Raw genomic sequence first — 21,653 nt, 5'->3', positions numbered from 1 at the left:
TTTCTTTTTTGTAAAAAGTATTTTATGACGAACGCAAAATATATTCTCTTATTCGCCTGTTCTTTTATACTGTTCTTTACTGCCTGTCAGAAACTGGAAGAGGACCCGAAAGGTAATCTTACGCCGGGGACCTACTTTAAAACTGTATCCGACCTGGATGCCGCGGTCACTGCCATTTATGTACAGCTGGCGGTAGATGCAGCCTACGCCAATATCAGTAACAGTACGCCCTGCTTCGGCTCAGACGATCTGACCACAGACCCGGGACTAAATAAACTTGGCTTTCGTTTGTTCGATCAGCTCAATGGTAATTCCGATGCAGATGGTCGCCTGTCTAATGTATGGCAGGGCCCCTGGACGGCTATCTACCAGGCCAATAACGTGATTGCCAATTATGCGCGGGTAGATGCTACAGATGAAGTGAAGAATCCTTATGCAGGACAAGCCTACTTTTTAAGGGCATTCTGCTATTATATGCTGGTACGTACCTTTGGCCAGGTACCGGTGATCGATAAACCGATCGATGTGAATGAAAGGCCTGCAAGAGATGAAGTAAGCAAGGTGTACGAGCTCATTGTGAATGACCTGAAAACAGCGATCACCTATTTGCCAGAGTCTTTCCCCGGGGCGCCGGGCAAAGCTAATAAAATGGCCGCCCATTCACTGTTGGCAGAAGTGTATCTTACCATGGCAGGCTGGCCCCTGAACCAGCCGGCTAATTTTGCCCTGGCCGCCCAGGAGTCCGATGCTGTGATGAAGTCTGGCCGCTACCAGCTGATGGCTGATTTTGCAAAAGTATTCACCACCAATACTTCTACAGAATCCGTATTTGCCCTGCAGTTCAATGTGGCCGGTGGTTTGCCGCAACGTACCTTCGGCTCTTCCTGTATGCCGCTGGATGAAGTGCCGCTCAGTGGCCCCAGTGGATGGGATGATTTCTATCCTGAGGTCAACTTCTATCTCAGCTCACCCAAGTGCGCCCGTTCAGATGCCACCTATTACACTACCCTGAAGCTGAAGCAAGCCAATAACACCTTCAGGCTGGTGCCCTGGAACTCCGATTCTACCCACGCCCGCCATCCGTATTATAAAAAGTTCAGGGCAGGGGTGGGAGATGGTATCGTAGAAACGGAAACGGCTATACTTTCGGCTAATCCCAGCACCAATAAAGCGCTGGATATTATCCGCTACCCGATGGTGTTGCTGAACTATGCGGAAGCATCCGCCATGGCCGCCAATGCGCCTACCGCCGCCAGCTATGGCGCCATCAACCAGGTAAGGCAACGTGCAGGTTTACCCAACCTTACACCCGGGCTTACACTGCAGGCCTTCCGCGATTCTGTGGTGGCAGAAAGAGGATGGGAATTTGCCGGGGAATTCGGCATCCGCTGGTTTGATATCGTACGGCTGCAGATGCTGCCAAAGATCCTGGCTAAAAGAGGCCCGCAGGAGAATCCTATCAACCCGGCTGTGCTCTCCAACCCTGCAGTGCTGGCACAGAAGTACCTGGCGCCTATACCTGCCAACGAAATGAGCCGCAATCCGGGCTGGCAACAAAATCCCGGCTACTAACAAACTAATAACTGATAACTGATAACTGATAACTGACAACTGACAACTAATGACCATTCCTATGCGGAACATATCTTTATTTTTCATCCTTGTTTTTTTTGTTTCCCAATCCACGATACGGGCTCAGGAAAAGCATAGCGCACAGACATTATACCCTACCTATAAAGGATTGGTAATGGCGGGCTATCAGGGTTGGTTCCGGGCGGCGGGCGACGGCTCTGCTGCCCGGCGCTATGCTTATGGAAACGAGCAGCGCAGCGCTATTGATGCATGGCCCGATGTGAGCGAATATGAAAAGACCTATGAAACGCCCTTTGTATTAAAGGATGGCAGCAAGGCTCGTTTCTTCAGCTCACTGGATAAAAGCACTGTAGACCTTCATTTTAAATGGATGCAGCAATACGGCGTGGATGGTGTTTTTATGCAGCGCTTCTTCGATGTTACGCGCGACAGCGCCAGCAGGAAAGAAGCCACCAGCATCCTGGTCAACGCGCTGGAAGCTGCCTCAAAGTACAAAAGGGCCATCGCTGTAATGTATGATCTCTCGGGCCTTAAAGGCAAAGGGGAGGATTGTTCATCCATCATTAATGATTGGAAATACCTGGTAGACCAGGTCAAAGTAACCCGGCAGTCTGGCGCCAACACTTATCTCCACGAGAATGGCAAGCCGGTGGTAGTGATCTGGGGCATTGGTTTTCCAGACCGTCCCTATAACATTCGTAACATAGGCCTGGAACGTCTCATTGATTTCCTGAAAAATGATCCGGTGTATGGTCACTGCACGGTGATGCTGGGCGTGCCTACCTTCTGGCGCGATCTGAATGCAGACTGTATCCATGATCCCTACCTGCATACTATCATCAAACAGGCCGACATCATCATGCCCTGGATGGTACAGCGCTTTTCACCGCTGCTGCATAATGATATGGACCGTTACCGTGATCAGATAGTGGATGATATGGAATGGTGCCGTCAAAACAAGCTGGCATATGTGCCCTGCGTATGCCCGGGTTTCAGCTGGCATAACCTGAGCAAATTTGCCTTCCCTGATGATGTAAAGCCGCTTGGCTCTATTCCCCGGCAGGGCGGCCGTTTTTACTGGCAACAGCTCTCTACTGCCATTAACGCGGGCGCTTCTATGTTATACATTGCCATGTTCGATGAAGTGAACGAGGGCACCGCTATTTTCAAATGCTCAGATAACCCGCCCGTCCCCACCAAAGATGTCGCTTTTATTGATATGGATGGAAAACCCTCCGATTGGTACCTGTGGCTGACCGGGCAGGCCGCCCGTATGCTGCGGAAAGAAATACCCTTAAGCATGACGATTCCCGAACGGAAATAAAGATAGTTTGATGTTGGTTGGAAGTTTAGAGGTTTAAGGTAAGTATCTTTCTCAGAACTTCTAACTTTTAACGAACCTCAAACCTCAAACTTCAAACTTCAAACTTCAAACGTAAAACCTATCTCTTGAAACCTTAAACCCACGAAAATGAAAAAGAGCACACACGTCATCAGCTTACTATGGCTGTTTGTTAGCATGCTGTTTACCGCTTGCCTGAAGAAAGACCAGGACACGACCGCAGATTTACTCACTAAAGAAAAAAATGTCAGGGCCGGCGTACTGGCTTCACCGGTAGGCGATGTGGTCGGAAAGATCACCGTAGGCTACCAGGGCTGGTTTGCCTGCGTGGGCGATGGCTCGCCCATCAATGCCTGGTGGCACTGGACCCAGAACTGGGGTCAGGTACCTTCTGCTACCAACAATGGTATCAAGTCCTGGCCCGATGTGCGGGACTATACCAATACCTTCGCCACCGGCTGGGCCAATCTTAACAATGGGCAGCAGGCAAGGTTATTCTCTTCCTTCAGCGACCAGTCCGTGAACGTCCATTTTCAATGGATGCAGCAGTTCGGGATCGACTGCGCCGCGCTGCAGCGTTTCAATCCCAACGGAACAGAAGGCCCCATCCGCGACGCTATTACCGCTAAGGTAAGGACGGCAGCAGAAACGTATGGGCGTAAGTTTTACATCATGTATGATGTAAGCGGCTGGACCAACATGCAATCAGAGATCAAGACAGACTGGACGAACAAAATGAAAGCTTACACCAGCTCCTCCGCTTATGCCAAACAGAATGGCAAACCGGTAGTTTGTATCTGGGGATTTGGCTTTAACGACAACAACCACAATTTTACGGCGGCCGCCTGCCTGGACGTCATTAACTGGTTCAAAGGCCAGGGCTGTTATGTGATCGGCGGCATACCTACCTGGTGGCGTACCGCCCCTGCTGATGCCGATTCAAGACAGGGATTTCTGGACGTATACCGCGCCTTCAATATGCTCTCCCCCTGGATGGTGGGCCGCATTGGCGATGCCAACGGTTCTGACTGGTTTTACAACAATGTGAACATTGGAGACCAGGATTTCTGTAACCAGAACGGTATCGATTATCAGCCATGCGTATTGCCCGGTGATCTGCAGGAACATCAGCGGGCTCATGGTGATTTTATGTGGCGGCAGTTCTACAATATGGTAAGACTGGGCGCCCAGGGTATTTATATTTCTATGTTTGATGAGTACAATGAAGGCAATCAGATCGCTAAAACAGCAGAGAGTGCTGCATGGATACCTGCTGGTTCCGGTTTCCTGGCATTGGATGAAGACGGCGTGGCATGCTCTGCAGACTATTATCTGCGCCTGACGGGAGATGGGGGCAGGATGCTGAAAGGACAAATAGGGCTTACAGCTACCCGGCCTACACCTACTGTCCCGGGTGGCGGTGGCGCACCCATCGGTCAGACGATTACGCTTAAAAGTTCCAATAACCTGTATGCATGCTCGGAAAACGGCGCCCAGCCCATGAATTGCAATCGTACTGTGGCACAATCCTGGGAGCAATTTACAGTAGTAAATGCAGGAAATGGAAAAATAGCTTTGATCAACCAGGGAAAATATGTAAGTTCAGAGAATGGTTTGCAGGCAATGAACTGCAATCGTACAGCGATCGGGCCGTGGGAACAGTTTGATTGGATAACGAATGCAGACGGGACTATTTCTTTAAGAGGCAACAATGGCGCATATGTTTCCAGTGAAGGTGGCACACAAGCCATGACATGTAACAGAACAACCGTTCAGGCAACTGAGCGATTCCGCGTAAACCAATAACCTGATAAATATCCTTTGGAAAGCTTGCAATGCCGCTGACAGTATTATCTGTTGGCGGCATTCTTTCTTTTATTGCAATTCCCACCATCCTCCGTCATCGGGTACGGATATACGGCCGCTTAATTTGTTTTCTGCAATCGCTTTTTTGAAATCAGGCCTTCTCTGATGGCAATGGTTCACTGTTTCCAGGTGCACCACAACAATAGGCGCCTTAGTGAACTCTGCTACCTGTAGTACGTCATCTGTGGTCATGGTGATCGGATCGCCCTGTATAAATTGTGCGCCGCCGCCATTTACAATGATATGTGTGGGCTGATGGTTGGTGATGGCGTCTTCCACCTCTCTGCACCAGATCGTATCACCCGCGATATATAAGCGTTGTTTGCCGTGTACCAGCACAAAACCTGAAACAGTGCCCATCAGTTTACCGATCTCCCCCGTGCCATGCTGTCCCCCGGTACGGTGAATGACAATATCTTCCCAGTGCAGTTCCGGTTCTATTTTTTTAACATTGATAAAACCCTGTTCTTTGATTAGGCTTTCATCTGCAGGCTGGCACAGAATGGTGGTGTCACTGGGTATTTTTTGCTGCGCAGTGATATCCCAGTGATCGCGGTGCGTGTGTGTTACCAGTACGGCGTCTGTGTTATGCAGCAATGCTTCCAGCCCGCTGTCACTAATCGGCAGGTCTACCAACGGAATACGGTGGTTGTTTGAAGCATTCGGAACGGGCTCCATTGCTTCCTTTTTGCTGAGCATGGGGTCGACAAGTATACGTTTTCCGTTAATATCCAGCAGCAGGGTGGCGTGTCTTAATAACTGCACTTTAAAGCTCATAACCTTGGATTTTGTGTCTGACCAAAGTTACAGGAATAAATAGTTATCTTAACGCCCGCTATGTTCAGGTTCCAAAAAAGCTATTTCTTCCTATTCCTGCTGCTGTTTATAACAGAGGTATTCATCGCAGTATTTGTGCATGATAATTTCATCCGCCCTTACATCGGCGATTTTCTGGTGGTGATCCTGATCTATTGCTTTGTAAAAGCATGGATCGATGCTCCGGTTAAAACGGTAGCGATCGCAGTGCTGTTGTTTGCATATACAGTAGAAGTGTTACAATATTTCAACCTGGTGAAACACCTCGGCCTGCAGCATTCCAGGCTGGCGAACATCATAATAGGCAATAGCTTTGCATGGTCAGACATGATCGCTTATACATTAGGAATATTGCTGGTATTGTTCCTGGAACGCAGGAACAGGATCCCTACTCCGTCTTCAGGCTCTTCACCGGGTTAACATTCGCCGCCCTGATCGTCTGCGTACTTACCGTCAGCAGCGCAAGCACGGCTGCTATCACGCCCGCAACAGCAAAGATCCACCAATTGATGCTGATGCGGTAATCATAATGCTCCAGCCAACCTTTCATTAACCAGAAGGCCAGGGGAGAGGCGATCAGGCAGGCTATCCCCACCAGCCATATAAATTCTTTTGAGAGCAATACCCAGAGGTTGGTCATAGATGCACCCAACACTTTACGGATGCCGATCTCTTTGGTTCTCCGTTCTGCCATGAACATAGACAGGCCAAATAATCCCATACAGGAGATCAGCACCGCCAGCACAGCAAAGATGCCGGCCAGCTTACCAGCCTGGTTCTCTGCGGCAAACTTCCTTCCGAATTCCTGGTCTGCGAAACTATATTCAAAGGGCAGGGAGGGATTGTATTTATCAAAAATCGGTTGAATGGCGCTGAGTGTCTGTGTTAGATCTGATGAGGGTTTTAAACGAAGATAGATGTTGTTGATGCTGCCTGGATCGAAAATAATAGCCAGCGGCCCCACCGGTCTGAATGGATCGGCCATTACCACATCATCTATAATTCCTATGATGGTGAGCGGCCGGTTACCTAATTTCATACGCTTGCCAATCGGATCTTTGTACCCTATCAGCTTCAGCGCCGTTTCATTCAGGATGACGGCATTCGAATCTGTGCCAAAAGCCCTTGAAAAAGGCCGGCCCTGTTTAAATTTCAGGCCTGCAGCTTTATCAAAATCCCATTCCGTCATGAGAGCATCCATAGCCATATCCTGGTCCGGTGCTTTTCCTTCCCAGGAGAAATCACTCCAGGTGTTATAGATAGCCGTCAGCGGTTGCGAAGCCCTGGCCACCGCTTCAAAATAGCCGGTGTTCAGCAGTTCCTGTTTCAGCACAGGAAAGTTCTTTGCCAGGTCGTCTGATGCTTCAATATTGATCAGGTTATTAGGATTATAACCGATGGAGCGGCTTCTCGCGTGTTGTACCTGCTGAAATACGATCACCGTGCCGATGATCAAACCGATAGAGATGGCAAATTGTGAAACCACCAGCACTTTACGAAATGCAGCCGGGCCTTTGCCCTGTACCAACACACCTTTTAATACCCGTATAGGTAAAAAGGAAGACAGGTATAAGGCCGGATAGCTGCCGGCTATCAGCCCTGTAAGGACACAGATCGCTAATCCATAAGCCAGCAGCGGTATATTGCCCACGCCCAGGTGAATATCCTCAAAGCCCAGGTCTTTGAAAGAAGGTAACAATAGCTGGATCAGGATCAGCGACACCAGGTATGCCAGGAATGCCGTCAGGACTGCCTCGCTCAGGAACTGCGCGATCAGCTGCCCGCGGTCTGAGCCAACTGCTTTGCGGATGCCCACTTCCTTTGCCCGCTTTTCAGAGCGGGCGGTAGAAAGGTTCATGAAATTGATACACGCGATCAGCAATACAAAGATGCCGATGATACCGAATAAGCGCACATAGGTGATCTTGCCGCCCGTATTCACCCAGTTCTTGTAATCATTGTACAAATGCCACTTACCGAGCGGATGTAATATCAGCGTCTGGTTCTTGATCGTACGATCTCTTATCACGTTCAGCGGCCCTATCTTTTTTGCGAAAGCTTCCATGGAAACCCCGGGTTTGAGCTCCAGCATATTCATCAGGAAATTATTGCCCCAGTTCGCTTTATTATTTCTTTTGAACTTATCATGCTGCATAACATGTTCGTACGGCGCCAGGAAATCAAAACGAAGCGTTGAATTAGCAGGAATGTCTTTCATAACGGCGGTCACCTGCATGTCGAACTGGTTGCTCAGCCTTACCATTTTCCCGATAGGATCAGCTGTTCCGAATAAAGCATTGGCGGTAGATGCCGTTAATATGATAGAATTGGGGGCGTTTAAAGCGGTCCTGATGTCGCCCTTTATTAACGGAAAGGAAAACATCTCCAGGAAGTCGGGGTCCACATATCGTCCCGCCTTGCTGAATTTACGATCTCCGTTCATCAGGCTATTAGTCGTGCCATAGCTAAGTCTTGTAGCCCGTTTTACTTCCGGGAAATTATTTTTAAGCTCATAATACAAGGGCAGGGGAGTGGCGTCCTGTGTGCCTTTGTGGCCATTGAACAGGGTATGCTTCAACACCATGGCTATACGGTCCCCGTTCTTATTGAATTTATCAAAGCTGGTTTCATACTTTACCCACGCGCCTATTACCAACGCAAATGCTATCCCCATAGCGAGCCCGAAGATGTTGATGAACGACAGGACCTTATGCTGCAAAAGGTTCCGCCAGGCGATTTTGAAGTAGTTTCTTATCATGACAAAGCTCAATAGTTACGATGATATGCTCAAAAAACAGCCCTTCCTGAGATAGTCATTAAACCAGTTAATTATGAAATTACAGTTTTTTAATATGTTCGCTTTCGCTACATAAAGCGTCCGCTTTTGAACATTGCAGGTATGATAATTGTACGTTACCCACCATTCTCGTAGCATTAAAATCATCTTATCATGACATACCGTAACCCTGTTATCCGGCACAAGTTCACCGCCGATCCTGCCGCTATAGCGTTTAACGGCAAGGTATATATGTACACGGGCCACGATGAAGCGCCCCCGGGCCAATACAGCTATGTAATGAACGATTGGCTATGCTTTTCCTCCACTGATATGGTGAACTGGACAGAACACCCCGTTCCGCTGCGGGCCACTGATTTTGATTGGGTAAAGGGCGGCGCCTGGGCCTCACAGGTCATCCATCGCAATGGTCAGTTCTATTGGTATGTTGCCGTAGAACATAAGCACATTCCCGGCAGGGCAATCGGTGTTGCCGTATCAGATCGCCCCGAAGGTCCCTTCCGCGATGCCCGGGGATCAGCCCTCGTCAGTAACGATATGACTACTTTTATCGATAGCGATAAAGATGATATTGATCCTACGGTGATCATTGATGACGACGGACAGGCATACCTTTTCTGGGGTAACGGCATCTGCTATTATGCCCGCTTAAAAGAGAACATGATCGAGCTGGATGGGCCTATACGCGTAGTAGACCTGCCCGATTTTTCAGAAGGCGCCTGGATCCATAAGCGGAACGACTGGTACTACCTGCTCTACGGTTACCAGTTCCCCGAAAAAGTGGCCTATGCCATGAGTCGTAGTATTGATGGCCCCTGGGAGTTTAAAGGCATTGTGAATGAGCTGGCGGGTAATTGCCAGACCAATTCGCCTGCCCTGCTGGACTTCAATGGACAAACGTATTTTATCTATCATAACGGAGGCCTCCCGGGTGGCGATAGCTACCGCCGTTCCGTTTGTATCGATTACCTGTATTTTAATCCTGACGGTACCATTAAACCCGTAGTAATGACTTCAGCAGGCGTTGCCCCCGCTCACCACACTTAATGATACCATAACATAAAAGATGCTTTATTTGCGCTATTATTTAGTGTGTTATGGTATTGATAAGGGTGTTGTTCACCGGCATGCTCTGTTTTGCCGCAAAGATGGTATGGGGGCCGCCCCTGCCCACGTCCACTTTCAGTGGAACGGAAACAGTGACGGCCTGGTTTAAGGCGGAGTCGCAAAACTTTGCGGGCGCAACCCTGCAGCTGCAGGAGTCACTGCTGCGCATCGACAACACATCGCCGCAAACCATCGCAGCTGCCCGCCAGGCCCTGGTCCGGTGCCGGCTATACTATAAACGGATAGAATTCTTCCTGGAATATTTCTTTCAAAGCGCAGCCATCGTCTATAACGGGCCTGCCAAATACGAGATCGAAGAGCCCTACATGGAATACCAGACGCCCATCGGCATGCAGGTGATCGAGAGCCTTTTGTTTGAAACAGATATAACAGCTCATAAAGAAGAACTGCTGAAAGAAGCAGCCGCCATCAGCTCTTCCGCACAAGACCTGCATGCGCTGCTGTACGGCTTTACTGCCAATGACCGCCAGATCATGGAAAGCATCCGGCTGGAACTGGTACGTATTTTCGCCTTGGGCATTGCCGGCTTTGATGCGCCACTGCTTAAATCCGGCGTAACAGAATCATATGAAGCACTCAATGGTGTAAAGCATGCGTTGTCGCCTTACCTCGAACAACATACGCCGCATGCCGACAGCGTGACTTATTACCTGGATGGCAGCCTGCAGGCTTTGCAGAACGGCGGCGCTTTTGATACATTCGATCGCCTCCGTTTCCTTACGCATTACGCGCTTCCCTTGCAACGTAACCTGGCTGCACTGATCCGCGAAATGCAGCTGGAAACACAAAGCCTGCCCGGAGCGCTCAATTATCATGCAGAGCATCTCTTCAGCAAAGATGCGATCGATATGCCCGGCCCTTCTGCCGGCAACACGGATATGATCACACTGGGCAAAGCGCTTTTCTATGAACCAGCACTTTCTGGCAATAATAAGATCAGCTGTGCCACCTGCCATCAGCCAGATCTGCATTTTACAGATGCGCTCCCAAAGAGCCGCGCCTTTGACGGACATTCGCAGGTACAGAGAAATGCGCCCTCATTACTCTATGCACGATATCAATATGCCCAGTTCTGGGACGGCCGGGATAGCAGCATCGAAATGCAGGTGATGGATGTGATGAGCAATCCGCTTGAGATGAATGCAGACCATCACATCACTGTACAACGTCTGCAGGAGAATGTGCACTACCGCGGGCTTTTCAGTCGCATCTTCCCCAATACAACAGACAGTATCGTTACGGTGACCAGGATAGCCGGCGCTATCGCTGCATTTGTACGAACCCTGGCTCCCCGTAACGCGCCTTTTGACCGCTATATGGATGGCGACACCACCGCGCTTAGCAGCGCCCAGGCACGCGGCTTTAATTTATTCATGGGCAAAGCACAATGCGGTACCTGTCATTTTGCTCCCCTCTTCAATGGCCTCATGCCACCGCGCTATAACTTTACAGAACTGGAAGTACTGGGCACATCCCTCACGGATGACTTGCTGCATCCGCGGGCAGATCCTGACAGCGGGCGATACAAGGTGTTCCCTATTGCTTATTACAATGGCGCATTTAAAACACCAACTGTCAGGAACGTATCCGCTACCGCGCCTTATATGCACAACGGCGGCTTCGCCACCCTCGAAGCGGTAGTGGAATTCTATAACAAAGGCGGCGGCAGGGGGATAGGATTGAATACGGAACAGCAAACACTTTCCGCCGTTCCACTGCATCTTACAAAAACAGAGATCAGCGATATTGTCAGCTTCCTCCATGCCCTGGAAGACACTATACCGTCACACTACAAACAACAATCAGGCAATAAATGAACAGACTTTTATCATCACTGGCAGGCATATATGTGCTGGCGCTGCTTGCAGTGCCGGCAGCCGCCCAGGAGCAGCGTAGGCCCACCGTTGTGGCGGAATTACTAAGAGGCCCTTATTTACAGGCCGCTACCAGCAATAGTATCGTTATCCGCTGGAGGACCAATACCATGACCCGCAGCGTGGTAACTTACGGCACTACTGCCACTAAGCTGGACCAGGTGGCGGAAGATCCCACCCTTACCTTTGAGCATAAGGTAAAGCTCAGCGGATTGCAGCCCCGCACAAACTATTATTACTCCATCGGCGGAGGTGCAGGAGACACTTTACAGTCAGGAGCAGACAATCACTTTGTTACGCTGCCGCTACCAGGCCAGGAAGGCGCATACAGGATCGGCGTTTTCGGCGACTGTGGCAATAACTCCACCCGCCAGCGTGATGTGAGAGACCAGGTAATGAAATACATCCAGGATAAACCGATGGACGCCTGGATTCTCCTGGGTGATAATGCTTATTCCTATGGTACTGATCCGGAGTTCCAGGAAAAGTTCTTCAACATCTACAAAGATGATCTCCTGAAGAAATATCCTTTATACCCGGCCCCTGGCAACCACGACTACAATGACCTGTACCGCTTTAAATCAACGGCACAGTCTACGCACGACGTGGCCTATTACCAGAACTTTTCCATGCCTACAGAAGGAGAGGCCGGCGGTGTGCCTTCTCATACCCAGGCCTTCTACGCGTTCGACATCGGCAACATACACTTTCTGTCATTAGATTCCTATGGCAAAGAAGACAATGCCACCAGGATGTATGATACCAGCGGTGCACAGGTACAGTGGGTGAAGAAAGACCTGGAAGCCTACCGCAGCAAAGGCGGTAAAGGATGGATAGTGGCCTACTGGCACCACCCGCCCTATACAATGGGATCACATAACTCAGACAGGGAAACAGAGCTGGTAAAGATCCGTGAGAACTTCATCCGCATTCTGGAACGTTATGGCGTAGACCTGATCCTCTGCGGCCATAGCCATTTGTACGAACGTTCCCGGCTGATGCAGGGACATTACGGTATGGAAACCACCTTTGATTCCGCACAACATGTGCTGAATGGTTCCACCGCTTTGTATGATGGCAGCCCTGACGCCTGTCCCTATATTAAAGACAACCTTACCAACAAAGGCACGGTGTACGTAGTAACCGGTTCCGCCGGCGCTTCCGGTGATAAACAGGCTGCCTACCCGCACAATGCCATGTATTATTCAAACTATCATATAGGCGGTGCGTCTATGCTGGAAGTAGAAGGCAATCGCCTGGAGTTGAAATGGATCTGTGCAGACGGCCAGGTAAGAGATCATTTTGTGATGATGAAAGATGTGAACAGGCACACCACGATCCGCGCAAAGAAAGGTGAAAGCATTACACTCACTGCTTCCTTCACCGGTGAATACAAATGGAGCAAAAAGAACGGAAGTGGCCGCAGCATACAGGTAACAGCAAAGGCAGGCAAGACCGTATACGAAGTGTCAGATGCCTACGGTTGTATAAAGGATGTATTTGAAGTGGTGGCTAAATAGATGATGACTGTTCCAATACAGACAGGATATTGCCGGAGGGGTCCTCAAACCACGCGATGCTGGGCCCCTGGCTCCTGTCTTCACTACGGAAGATGCCCTTTTCATCCGTTTTCAGTTCTCCGTCATATTGCAGGAAACGCACGCCACGTTGCGTAAGCTCATCCACCGCCGCATCAATATTACTTACCGGGAAATTAAGCACAGTAAAAGTGGCGGGCATGTGATTGGGTTTCGGATAGATGATAACGCCGTTGGTACCGGTAATGTGCAGCTGCAGGATGGACATCTTAGTGTCTTCGGTAACTTCCAGTCCCAGCTGCTGCTGATAAAATTCCTTTGCCTCCTGCAGGTTGCTTACAGAAAAACTGCTGAATGCTTTTGTTTGTCCGAACATGATATACTGTTTTATATAAAGTTACTATTCATTAGATTTAATACCTGAAATAAACCTTATGAAATATCTCTCTGCAATACTGTTATGTTTGCTTACTATCTTTTGCAAAGCCCAGGATGCCGCAAAGGAAAATATCTTCAATAAAATAAAGCTACCCCTGCAGATCACCTCGTATCACGGTTACGACTGTGCGGAGTGGACACTCAATGGCCATGCCTGTAAGCTGGTAAAGCCAAAGCAGGCGGCAAAAGGTCATCCCTGGATATGGAGAGCCCGCTTCTGGGGACATGAACCGCAAACAGAAATTGCTTTGCTGGAGCGTGGTTATCATGTTGCATACTGCGATGTAGCGGAGCTCTTTGGAAATCCCGAAGCCATTAGCACCTGGAATAGCTTTTATGCATTGCTTCATCAGGCAGGTCTCTCAGATAAGGCCGTTATGGAAGGCATGAGCCGTGGCGCTGTGTATGTTTTTAACTGGGCTGCTGAGAACCCTGGTAAGGTAGCCTGTGTGTATGTAGATAACCCGGTGCTGGATCTGAAAAGCTGGCCGGGCGGACTGGGCGCCGTAGGTCCGGATAGTGCAAGCCTGCTTAAATTGAAAGCAGATTACAACCTGCATACAGACGAAGAACTGAAACAATTTAAAGGAAGCCCCATTGATAAAGTAGCACAGATAGTGAAAGGACATTATCCTATCCTGATCCTTTGCGCAGATGCCGATGAGGCCGTGCCCCCAGCCGAAAATACATTGTTGTTTGAACGCATGATAAAAGCACAGCACGGTAAGATTACTGTCATGCATAAGCCCGGTTTTAAACATCATCCACATAGCCTTCCGGATCCGAAACCGATTGTAAGCTTTGTTCTGAACGCCGTTCACCAACCTGAGCCACACTAAATTTTTATTTCTTCAATATTTTTTTGTTTGCACGCAACCTTTTTAAAATTTGTTCGTAGTTATAGTATGCTTATGCCACAATACTTTTCTTGATCATTTCACTTTTGTTACATCATACCCCGGCTGCCTATGGAATGATAATCTGTTGACGATTTGCTAACAATCTAAAATAGAGCCTTTATGAGAGTCAATTCCACGCAAGCCATGCGCCCGCTGCTACGCAGCATTATGGGCCCCCTGTCTTTATTGTTATTAAGTATGCTCCTCTTGCCACAGAGCTGTAGAAAACCTGATGATCTGCATCCGAAAGGCGTTGAAATGAAAATGATTGCCGATGGTTTGGTTTCTCCACTCGGGTTGGTAGAGGCGCCTGACAATTCCGGAAGGTTGTTCATTATTGATCAGATTGGAAAGATCTGGATAGTAGACAAGGACGGTAATAAGAAGAACATGCCGTTCCTCGATCTGACGCACAAATTAGTACCGCTCGATCCGGGCTATGACGAACGTGGATTACTGGGTTTTGCTTTCCACCCGGATTATAAAAATAACGGGCGCTTTTTTGTGTATTATCAGCTGAAGGCTCGCCCCGGTGGACCGGAAGGTGGTGGCACCTGGGACAATCTCAGCCGCATTGCTGAATTCAAGGTATCTCCCGGCAACCCGGATGTGGCATTGTTAGGATCTGAAAAGATCGTCCTGGAGCTGAATGACCCGCAAAGCAATCACAACGGCGGTACCCTGGCCTTCGGCAAGGATGGTTATCTCTATATTTCCATCGGTGATGGTGGCGCAGCCGATGATGTAGCGCCCGGTCACGTGGAAGACTGGTATACGGTGAATAAAGGCGGTAATGGACAGGATATAGAAAAGAACCTCTTCGGTAATGTGCTGCGCCTCGATGTGAATGGTGCTAGACCATACGCTATACCCGCAGATAATCCCTTGGTAGGCAAACCCGGAATGGACGAGATCTGGGCTTATGGATTCCGTAACCCTTATCGTTTTTCTTTTGATATGGGCGGCAACAACTGGTTATATTTAGGCGATGCCGGTCAGGCACTCTATGAAGAGATAGACGTGGTTAAGAAAGGTGGTAACTACGGCTGGAACGTAAAAGAAGGCACGCATTGTTTTGACGCAGCCGATAATAAGAAAGAGCTGCCTGGTTGCCCCACAAAAGATGTGTATGGTGTTGAGCTTACAGACCCTGTAATTGAGGTGAATAACGCTGAGAACCCCAAAGGCGGTATTGCCATTACCATTATTGGCGGTAATGTATACCGCGGAAAGACTATACACGGGTGGCAGGGAAAATATATTTTCGGTAGTTTCTCCCGTACAGCAGAAAAACCTGAAGCAGAACTGTTTATGGCTACCCCTCGTGGAGGTGGCGGTCTGTGGGATTACGAAGAGATCAACCCCAAAGATCATCCCAATGACCTGGGCTATTTCCTGAAAGGCTTTGGCCAGGATAACGATGGAGAGATCTACCTGACAGTATCCAGCATGCTTGGGCCATCAGGTACTACCGGTAAGGTGTTTAAACTGGTGCCGCAGAAATGGGGCGATAAGGATGACGATGATAGTACGCATGGTCATGGTTATGTTGGAGGAAAGTATTAATAAGTTGTAAGTCGTAAGTCGTCAGTTGTGAGTTGACAGTCGTAAGTTGTCAGTTGTCAGTGATTAAAACGAAAATGATATTCGTTGCATCTACTAACAACTGACAACTTACGACTGACAACTTACCACTTATTTATTCTGTGCCATCGCGCTGCCAAACACCGTCTTTAGCAGATCGGTTACCCGTGCAGCAGGGTCCTGTCTTATTTTCTGCTCTTCCAATGCTACTTCATGAAAGATGCCGCTAACGGCCCGCTCTGTTACATAGCCTGCAAGATCTGTATTTACAGGTGTAGAAGAAAACCTGTTGTATACTGAGAATACATCTCCCCAGTATTTGGTGGCGTCTACCTTTTTCAGTGCATCGTTGATGGCGGGTCTGAAAGCAGTGGTTAATGCAGCAGTGGTTTTCTGTTTGAAATAATTGGTAGCTGCATTGTTACCGCCTTTCAATATGCCGATGGCATCTGTGATGGTCATCTGCTTGATCGCATTCACAAATATGGGCGTAGCTGATTTGGCAGCTTCTTCGGCGCCACGGTTCATAGCCAGTACCGCTTTGTCTACCACGCTTCCCAGGCCAACATTCCTCAGGGTGGATTCTACTTTCTGGGCCTCCGGCGGCATCAGTATCTTCAATGCCGCATTGGCGAAAAACCCGTTTACGGTAGATAACCTGTTGGCGCTGTTCTGTGTGCCGATGGTCAGCGCTTCCTTCAGTCCCGCTGCGATCTGCGCGGAGCTGAGCTGACCGGAATTCATGTTGGGTAAGTTCTGTAAGATCTGCTGGGTGCTCTCACAACCGGTGAAGAACAACAGTGCAACAATACCTGCGAAAAGCTTCTGTTTCATAGTAGGCGTAAAATTAACAATGAATAATGAATAATTAATAATTATTAAAGTACTTGTAATCAGTCTTGATACTGGTGCTGTGATTATTAATTCTTCATTATTAATTACTAATTAAAACCTCACGGAGAAGCCTATATTCACCACGTAATCAGCAAAAGCAGCATCGCCGTTCACCTTATTAGTAGGAGTGCTTCTTTCTTTGTCCGTTACACTCTGTGTTCTGTTGCGTACAAATGCCACCGGCACTGTTGCATACAGGTTCACCTTCTTCAGGTGGTAAGCAACGCCAGGTTCTACAGACCATACATAGCCCGGTCTTCTGAAATCGCCGCTGCCGCCCACGAGGTCATGTACAGGAATGCCCTCCAGCCTGGCGCCTGCAGAGGCGGTAAAGTTGCTGGCTGAATAAGTAAGGCCCGCCCTGAACATATACTGGTCTGGTACGCTCATGATCCCTTCATTGGCTAATGCAGGCGAGAGTGTTTCGCGGTAGGTTCTTACGCCGTTCTGCTCACGTGGATTAATGAGATAATAAGCATTAAGGTAAGAGCCAAAGTGGTGGGAAATATTATAGTAGGCATTTATTTCGGTAGTAAGACCGGTGCCGCCATCTCCCAGCTGTATGGACTGGTCTACGGTGCGCAGTTCTTTGGCGCCACCGGGGCCTACGTTGTACCAGTAATCCTTGTAATCATAATCGCCGGTGGCAAACTTGATGCCCAGGCCTGCCTGGATATTGCCCCTGGTCACTTTCCCGGGGTTCAGCAGCCAGCGGTATACCGCTATCCGGATATCTCCCAGGCCGTAGGAGTGCATGCTGTGACGCTCATTGAAAGTATTCCTGCCGTTCACCAGCCCGTGCTCATACAAAGAAGAGCGGGCATTGAACAGGAGCGGCACGTCGATCATCACGCTCCATCGATCGTCCAGTATCCTGGTAAGGGTAAGGTCAACCGCGGTCTGGTGATTGATCACTTCTGTGCCTTGTTCTACTCTTTCCTTTTGTTCTTCCCTGCCTTTGAAATGTTTGTAAGACTTGAAATAGCGTCCGCCCATATTAAAGATCCACTTGTCCGCCTGGTCTTCATCTGCATGGGTCATTACGCAGGAAGTGCCGCTGCCGCGCAGTGCAACGCAACCTTGCGCATGTCCTTTGATGGCGGTCATAAAAATGGTAGCCGATAAGAAAATGGTTGATAAAAGTTTGTTCATAACTGTTCTATTAATTAGCAATAAAAAGAGCATTGTTCACGTGGATGTTCAAAGGCCGTTCCGGGTGATCTGGCCTCAAAGTAGGGATTATTTTCAATAAAAGAAATAACATGGCCATTTACTGTAAAGCCGGGTCAATAACGCGTTTCCGGTAAAACTTCTCCCGGTAGGCAGTGGGTGTCATACCAGTGGTTTTGCGGAACAGCTGCCGGAAGGTTTTCAGGTCATTATAACCCGTGTTCAGCATCACTTCCAGTATGCTTTGATCGGTCTGTTCCAGTAAGCCTTTGGCGGCTTCCACCCTGGTGCGCTGCAGGTATTCGATGGGCGTAAAACCCGTAGCGGCCTTAAAACGCCGGGCCAGATTCCTGCGGCTGGCGGGTATTTCAGACAGCAATTCCTCAATGGTTCCGGCTTCCTGGAACCGGCTTTTTATCCGGTGCTGCAGGGCGCTCACCAGTTCGTCCTTATGGTTCAGCACCGGCTGAAAAGTGCCGAAGTAAGCCTGTTGCTCCCGGTCCATATCAATGGCAAAGTATTTGGCTACCCGCAGGGTCATATCGTATCCACAGTATTTTTCCAGCACCCGCAGCATGAGGTGAAAGCTGTTCGTAGCGCCTCCGCCGGTATAGATGCCCTGCTGGAACGTAGTGATCTCGCCGGACTTCAGCTGCACCTGCGGAAATGCCTTGGCAAAGGCCATGGCGGCATGTATATGTGTGGTGGCCGGCTTTTTATCCAGCAAACCCGTAGCGGCCAGCAGGAAGGCGCCGGTACAGAAGCTGGCTATTTCCGTGCCCTGCTGATGCTGTTGTTGCAGCCAGGAAAGACACTCGCCGTTGTCGCGGATGGCGGCTTGCATATCGCTGGTGCCAAAGGCCGGTATCAGGATGATGGTTTGCCTGGGTGATGCCTGCAGCGGATATACCGGGTGTTCGGAATAAGCGGGTGGATAACTGTTCTGTGGATAAAGCAAAGAGATCTCAAAAAAAGCAGCTTGTCCGTCCCCTTCATAATAGTGGTTAACTGTTTCAAAAACATCCAGCATTGCGGCCACGCTTAACAAACGGTGATGCCGTGTAAGTAAGATGCCAAGTTGTACCATGGTATGTTTTTTTGTGGACAATAAAAATACAGCTTATTTGATGGCGAACAATGCCTGAACGACAACCGGCAGATGAAAAGCTCATCTGCCGGTACAAATCTGGGGTTCCGTTGTATGAATAATGGATTAATCCTTTTTGTTGCTGAAATGGAGCAGCAGTGCACCAATGCCGATCAGGGCCAGTGCTGCGCCGGCTTTATACCATTTTTCCTTTGGATGAGGAGCCGGTACATACTCCACACCGGCGGGCCCTGCTACGGCAGACTGTCCTACATACCTTCCTGAAGCAGGAACGGTTTCCATGTCAAAATGAGCTGCCAGGCGGTGAAGGGCGGCTTTCATGGCATTTCCCTGCATTGGCTTTCCGTGGCCCGTGGCAATAATGGAGGGCTCCAGGTCGGCCAGCTTGTTAACAGAGCTTTCGGCCTCTCTCCAGTCATACGTGAAGTATTTCGGCGGGCCGCAGAGTTTTTTGGATTGTCTCATGACAGAGAACAGGGACTCCTGCTGGGTGGTCACCACCGCATCTCCTGCTATCAGCACACCGTCGCTTTCCCTGAAGAGACTGATATGGCCCGGGGCATGACCGGGTGTATGAATATACCGCCAGCCAGGCAGTCCGGGTACTTCGTTACTTTCCGGCAACAGTAGCAGGCGGCCGTTCAGGTCCTTCGGTTTTCTGGGAAAGAAGCAGGAGAGGAGGGTCATCAATCCCCCACCGGCAGTAGGGTCAGGAGGCGGATAGGAGGAATGCCCGGTAAGATAAGGGGCTTCCAGGTAATGTGCATACACTGGCACATCCCATTCATCCGCCAGCTTCTTCAGGGATCCCGTATGATCAAAATGTCCATGCGTGAGGATGATGGCAGAAGGAGCAGTTTGCGGCCAGAACAGGTGGGCCGCTACCTTTTTTATGCACCTGGCCGTTGAAGGCAGGCCTGCATCCACCAGCACCCAGCGGTTGGCCTCTCCGGAGTGTATCAGGTATACATTGACGAAGAGGTCTTTGATGCCCCAAACACCCGGGGCTACGCTGAACCATTTTTTGTAAAGCCGCTTTTGAACCGGTTTGGTCTTTTGCTTTCCCATATTGATCGTATTAGCATATATCCAGCAAAACGCATGCAGTAGGACAATAACGGGCAGATGAGCGCTTATTCAGCGGCTAAATGGGGAAATATGGCAGCAGCGTGTAGAGAGCGGATGCACACTATCCCGTTAACCGTGTTCTCCGGTGTCCGGGCTTGCTGATAAAAGCTCGCGCAAAAAATGGCCGATCTTCCGGCCGTCGAGCACCTGGAGGGGCGCCATGATATTAAGGGCCTGCTGGGGCATATAGCCAATTTCTGCCGTTGCGGGCAGCTGTACAATGGTAAATCCTCCGTGCCGGGAAATGGCCTTCATTCCTTCGGCGCCGTCGGCATTGGCGCCCGACAGTAATATGCCGATAAGAGAGTCGGTATACAGGGAGGCGGCAGATTCAAAGGTGACGTCTATACTGGGACGGCTATAATGTACTTTTTCCGAAACGTCCAGCGAAAAGGTATGATCATGTTCCAGCAGGAGGTGGTAATCACACGGGGCAACGTATATAGTGCCAGGCTGGATCGGCTCTTTATCATCCACATCTTTTACAGGCAGCTTTGTTTTATCTGCAAGCAGCTCCGTCAAAACGGAGTGCTGGCCGCTTTTCCTGTGCAACACAACGATAAAGGATGCAGGTGTATGCGTTGGAATGTCGGCAATTATCCGCAAAATGATATCCAGGCTGCCGGCAGAGCCGCCAATAACAACCAGTTTATACCTGCCTACATTACTTTCCGCCATATTTTTTCTTTGTTGTCAAGTTGTTTGAACTTGCCCGCAATATTCGAAAACCGGATATTTTCCCTGGCGCCTAATACCAGGAAGCCCAGTTTCTCCAGGCTATTGTCAAAAAGCGTTAATACCCTGTCCTGTAAATGCTTGTCGAAATAAATGAGCACATTGCGGCAAAAGATAAGGCCAAATTCATTAAAGGATCTGTCGGAAACGAGGTTATGGGTGGCAACGATCATTTTCGTTTTCAGGCGCTCGTCAAATTTAGCCCAGTCATATTTTGCGGTATAGTACGCCGAAAAATCGCGTTTACCCCCCGAAAGTATATAGTTTTCTGAATATAATTTCATTTGGCTCATCGGAAATATGCCCCTTTTTATATTTTCGATGACAGAGGGGTTCAGGTCAGTAGCATACAGTAGTGATTTGTGCAGCAGGTTCGCCTCCTCCAGCAGGATCGCCATCGAATATACCTCCTCGCCGCTGGCACATCCTGCATGCCATATGCGGATAAAAGGCCGGGCAGCCAGCATGGGCAGCACGCTTTCCCGAATGGTTTTGAATACCGAAGGATCCCTGAACATCTCCGTTACATTCACGGTAAGCTCTTCCACCACCCGGGTCAGGTAATCCGGATCATGTTTTACCCGGTGCAATAGCTCTGCAAAACTGGGGAAGCGGTCCACTACCATCAGCCGGTTCACCCTCCTTTTGAGGGATGCCCTTGCATAGTTGCCGAAATCGTAACCGTAAAGGCGGAACAATTCTTCTATCAGCAGGTTCAGTTCCTCGTCCCTGATCATCATATT

At 49.3% G+C, this 21,653-nt stretch carries 18 protein-coding genes; 9 read left to right on the top strand and 9 right to left on the bottom strand.

What is annotated here, in order from left to right; all coding sequences use genetic code 11:
• Positions 1–24: 24 nt before the first annotated feature.
• From ACR9Y8_RS08270 to ACR9Y8_RS08260, 3 genes are all read left to right on the top strand, one after another.
• Entirely contained in the window at positions 25–1,572 is a 1,548-nt protein-coding gene (locus ACR9Y8_RS08270) for a RagB/SusD family nutrient uptake outer membrane protein (protein ID WP_481212775.1), read from the top strand.
• 175 nt (positions 1,573–1,747) lie between these two features.
• A complete protein-coding gene (locus tag ACR9Y8_RS08265; RefSeq protein WP_481212774.1) occupies positions 1,748–2,917 on the top strand; it encodes a glycoside hydrolase family 99 protein in 1,170 nt (389 codons plus the stop codon).
• A 147-nt stretch (positions 2,918–3,064) separates the two neighbouring features.
• The gene (locus ACR9Y8_RS08260) at positions 3,065–4,741 is read left to right on the top strand and encodes a lectin (RefSeq protein WP_481212773.1); all 1,677 of its coding nucleotides are present in this window, start codon (positions 3,065–3,067) and stop codon (positions 4,739–4,741) included.
• 69 nt (positions 4,742–4,810) lie between these two features.
• On the opposite strand, the gene ACR9Y8_RS08255 is transcribed toward ACR9Y8_RS08260, so the two are convergent.
• A complete protein-coding gene (locus ACR9Y8_RS08255) occupies positions 4,811–5,578 on the bottom strand; it encodes an MBL fold metallo-hydrolase (RefSeq protein ID WP_481212772.1) in 768 nt (255 codons plus the stop codon).
• Between the two features lie 60 nt (positions 5,579–5,638).
• Here ACR9Y8_RS08255 and ACR9Y8_RS08250 point away from each other — a divergent pair, with 60 nt between their 5' ends.
• A complete protein-coding gene (locus ACR9Y8_RS08250) occupies positions 5,639–6,037 on the top strand; it encodes a ribosomal maturation YjgA family protein (RefSeq protein ID WP_481212771.1) in 399 nt (132 codons plus the stop codon).
• Here ACR9Y8_RS08250 and ACR9Y8_RS08245 read toward each other — a convergent pair.
• A complete protein-coding gene (locus ACR9Y8_RS08245) occupies positions 6,006–8,375 on the bottom strand; it encodes an ABC transporter permease (RefSeq protein ID WP_481212770.1) in 2,370 nt (789 codons plus the stop codon). The genes ACR9Y8_RS08250 and ACR9Y8_RS08245 overlap by 32 nt on opposite strands.
• 192 nt (positions 8,376–8,567) lie before the next feature.
• Between ACR9Y8_RS08245 and ACR9Y8_RS08240 the strand changes: the two genes are divergently transcribed.
• Genes ACR9Y8_RS08240 through ACR9Y8_RS08230 form a run of 3 tightly spaced genes read left to right on the top strand, consistent with a single transcriptional unit; the run spans position 8,568 to position 12,936 of the window.
• Positions 8,568–9,461: a glycoside hydrolase family 43 protein gene (locus tag ACR9Y8_RS08240; RefSeq protein ID WP_481212769.1), complete on the top strand. Its 894-nt coding sequence runs from the start codon at positions 8,568–8,570 to the stop codon at positions 9,459–9,461.
• A gap of 50 nt (positions 9,462–9,511) precedes the next feature.
• The gene (locus ACR9Y8_RS08235; protein WP_481212768.1) at positions 9,512–11,359 is read left to right on the top strand and encodes a cytochrome c peroxidase; all 1,848 of its coding nucleotides are present in this window, start codon (positions 9,512–9,514) and stop codon (positions 11,357–11,359) included.
• Entirely contained in the window at positions 11,356–12,936 is a 1,581-nt protein-coding gene (locus tag ACR9Y8_RS08230) for a purple acid phosphatase family protein (protein ID WP_481212767.1), read from the top strand. The genes ACR9Y8_RS08235 and ACR9Y8_RS08230 overlap by 4 nt, the downstream gene beginning before the upstream one ends.
• On the opposite strand, the gene ACR9Y8_RS08225 is transcribed toward ACR9Y8_RS08230, so the two are convergent.
• Positions 12,929–13,330 carry a VOC family protein gene (locus tag ACR9Y8_RS08225; RefSeq protein WP_481212766.1) on the bottom strand — a complete coding sequence of 134 codons (402 nt, stop codon included), beginning with the start codon at positions 13,328–13,330 and terminating at the stop codon, positions 12,929–12,931. The two genes, ACR9Y8_RS08230 and ACR9Y8_RS08225, sit on opposite strands and share 8 nt — an antisense overlap.
• 58 nt (positions 13,331–13,388) lie before the next feature.
• Here ACR9Y8_RS08225 and ACR9Y8_RS08220 point away from each other — a divergent pair, with 58 nt between their 5' ends.
• Together ACR9Y8_RS08220 and ACR9Y8_RS08215 are read left to right on the top strand one after the other, a co-directional pair.
• Positions 13,389–14,231: an alpha/beta hydrolase family protein gene (locus ACR9Y8_RS08220; RefSeq protein ID WP_481212765.1), complete on the top strand. Its 843-nt coding sequence runs from the start codon at positions 13,389–13,391 to the stop codon at positions 14,229–14,231.
• Positions 14,232–14,411: 180 nt separating this feature from the next.
• Positions 14,412–15,857 (top strand): PQQ-dependent sugar dehydrogenase, encoded by a 1,446-nt coding sequence (locus ACR9Y8_RS08215; protein WP_481212764.1) that lies wholly within the window; start codon positions 14,412–14,414, stop codon positions 15,855–15,857.
• Positions 15,858–15,986: 129 nt separating this feature from the next.
• Here the strand turns inward: ACR9Y8_RS08215 and ACR9Y8_RS08210 are convergent, their stop codons facing one another.
• From ACR9Y8_RS08210 to ACR9Y8_RS08185, 6 genes are all read right to left on the bottom strand, one after another.
• On the bottom strand, positions 15,987–16,709 hold the full coding sequence (locus ACR9Y8_RS08210) for a DUF4197 domain-containing protein (RefSeq protein ID WP_481212763.1): 723 nt from the start codon (positions 16,707–16,709) through the stop codon (positions 15,987–15,989).
• Between the two features lie 111 nt (positions 16,710–16,820).
• Complete coding sequence (locus tag ACR9Y8_RS08205) at positions 16,821–17,921, bottom strand: hypothetical protein (RefSeq protein WP_481212762.1); 1,101 nt, start codon at positions 17,919–17,921, stop codon at positions 16,821–16,823.
• A gap of 118 nt (positions 17,922–18,039) precedes the next feature.
• Complete coding sequence (locus tag ACR9Y8_RS08200) at positions 18,040–19,026, bottom strand: GlxA family transcriptional regulator (protein ID WP_481212761.1); 987 nt, start codon at positions 19,024–19,026, stop codon at positions 18,040–18,042.
• A gap of 126 nt (positions 19,027–19,152) precedes the next feature.
• Entirely contained in the window at positions 19,153–20,115 is a 963-nt protein-coding gene (locus tag ACR9Y8_RS08195) for an MBL fold metallo-hydrolase (protein WP_481212760.1), read from the bottom strand.
• 129 nt (positions 20,116–20,244) lie between these two features.
• The gene (locus ACR9Y8_RS08190) at positions 20,245–20,853 is read right to left on the bottom strand and encodes a chemotaxis protein CheB (protein WP_481212759.1); all 609 of its coding nucleotides are present in this window, start codon (positions 20,851–20,853) and stop codon (positions 20,245–20,247) included.
• The gene (locus ACR9Y8_RS08185) at positions 20,835–21,650 is read right to left on the bottom strand and encodes a CheR family methyltransferase (protein ID WP_481212758.1); all 816 of its coding nucleotides are present in this window, start codon (positions 21,648–21,650) and stop codon (positions 20,835–20,837) included. Before ACR9Y8_RS08185 ends, ACR9Y8_RS08190 begins: the two co-directional genes overlap by 19 nt.
• Positions 21,651–21,653: the final 3 nt, after the last annotated feature.

The organism is Chitinophaga sp. SVR4-12A (assembly GCF_056754765.1).
Note: the sequence above shows the minus strand (reverse complement) of the source record. Positions and strands in the feature narration are given on the sequence as shown.

Coding starts and splice junctions, on each gene's coding strand:
- ACR9Y8_RS08270 (WP_481212775.1), top strand. CDS start 25: ATGACGAACGCAAAATATATTCTCTTATTCGCCTGTTCTTTTATACTG.
- ACR9Y8_RS08265 (WP_481212774.1), top strand. CDS start 1,748: ATGGCGGGCTATCAGGGTTGGTTCCGGGCGGCGGGCGACGGCTCTGCT.
- ACR9Y8_RS08260 (WP_481212773.1), top strand. CDS start 3,065: ATGAAAAAGAGCACACACGTCATCAGCTTACTATGGCTGTTTGTTAGC.
- ACR9Y8_RS08255 (WP_481212772.1), bottom strand. CDS start 5,578: ATGAGCTTTAAAGTGCAGTTATTAAGACACGCCACCCTGCTGCTGGAT.
- ACR9Y8_RS08250 (WP_481212771.1), top strand. CDS start 5,639: ATGTTCAGGTTCCAAAAAAGCTATTTCTTCCTATTCCTGCTGCTGTTT.
- ACR9Y8_RS08245 (WP_481212770.1), bottom strand. CDS start 8,375: ATGATAAGAAACTACTTCAAAATCGCCTGGCGGAACCTTTTGCAGCAT.
- ACR9Y8_RS08240 (WP_481212769.1), top strand. CDS start 8,568: ATGACATACCGTAACCCTGTTATCCGGCACAAGTTCACCGCCGATCCT.
- ACR9Y8_RS08235 (WP_481212768.1), top strand. CDS start 9,512: ATGGTATTGATAAGGGTGTTGTTCACCGGCATGCTCTGTTTTGCCGCA.
- ACR9Y8_RS08230 (WP_481212767.1), top strand. CDS start 11,356: ATGAACAGACTTTTATCATCACTGGCAGGCATATATGTGCTGGCGCTG.
- ACR9Y8_RS08225 (WP_481212766.1), bottom strand. CDS start 13,330: ATGTTCGGACAAACAAAAGCATTCAGCAGTTTTTCTGTAAGCAACCTG.
- ACR9Y8_RS08220 (WP_481212765.1), top strand. CDS start 13,389: ATGAAATATCTCTCTGCAATACTGTTATGTTTGCTTACTATCTTTTGC.
- ACR9Y8_RS08215 (WP_481212764.1), top strand. CDS start 14,412: ATGAGAGTCAATTCCACGCAAGCCATGCGCCCGCTGCTACGCAGCATT.
- ACR9Y8_RS08210 (WP_481212763.1), bottom strand. CDS start 16,709: ATGAAACAGAAGCTTTTCGCAGGTATTGTTGCACTGTTGTTCTTCACC.
- ACR9Y8_RS08205 (WP_481212762.1), bottom strand. CDS start 17,921: ATGAACAAACTTTTATCAACCATTTTCTTATCGGCTACCATTTTTATG.
- ACR9Y8_RS08200 (WP_481212761.1), bottom strand. CDS start 19,026: ATGGTACAACTTGGCATCTTACTTACACGGCATCACCGTTTGTTAAGC.
- ACR9Y8_RS08195 (WP_481212760.1), bottom strand. CDS start 20,115: ATGGGAAAGCAAAAGACCAAACCGGTTCAAAAGCGGCTTTACAAAAAA.
- ACR9Y8_RS08190 (WP_481212759.1), bottom strand. CDS start 20,853: ATGGCGGAAAGTAATGTAGGCAGGTATAAACTGGTTGTTATTGGCGGC.
- ACR9Y8_RS08185 (WP_481212758.1), bottom strand. CDS start 21,650: ATGATGATCAGGGACGAGGAACTGAACCTGCTGATAGAAGAATTGTTC.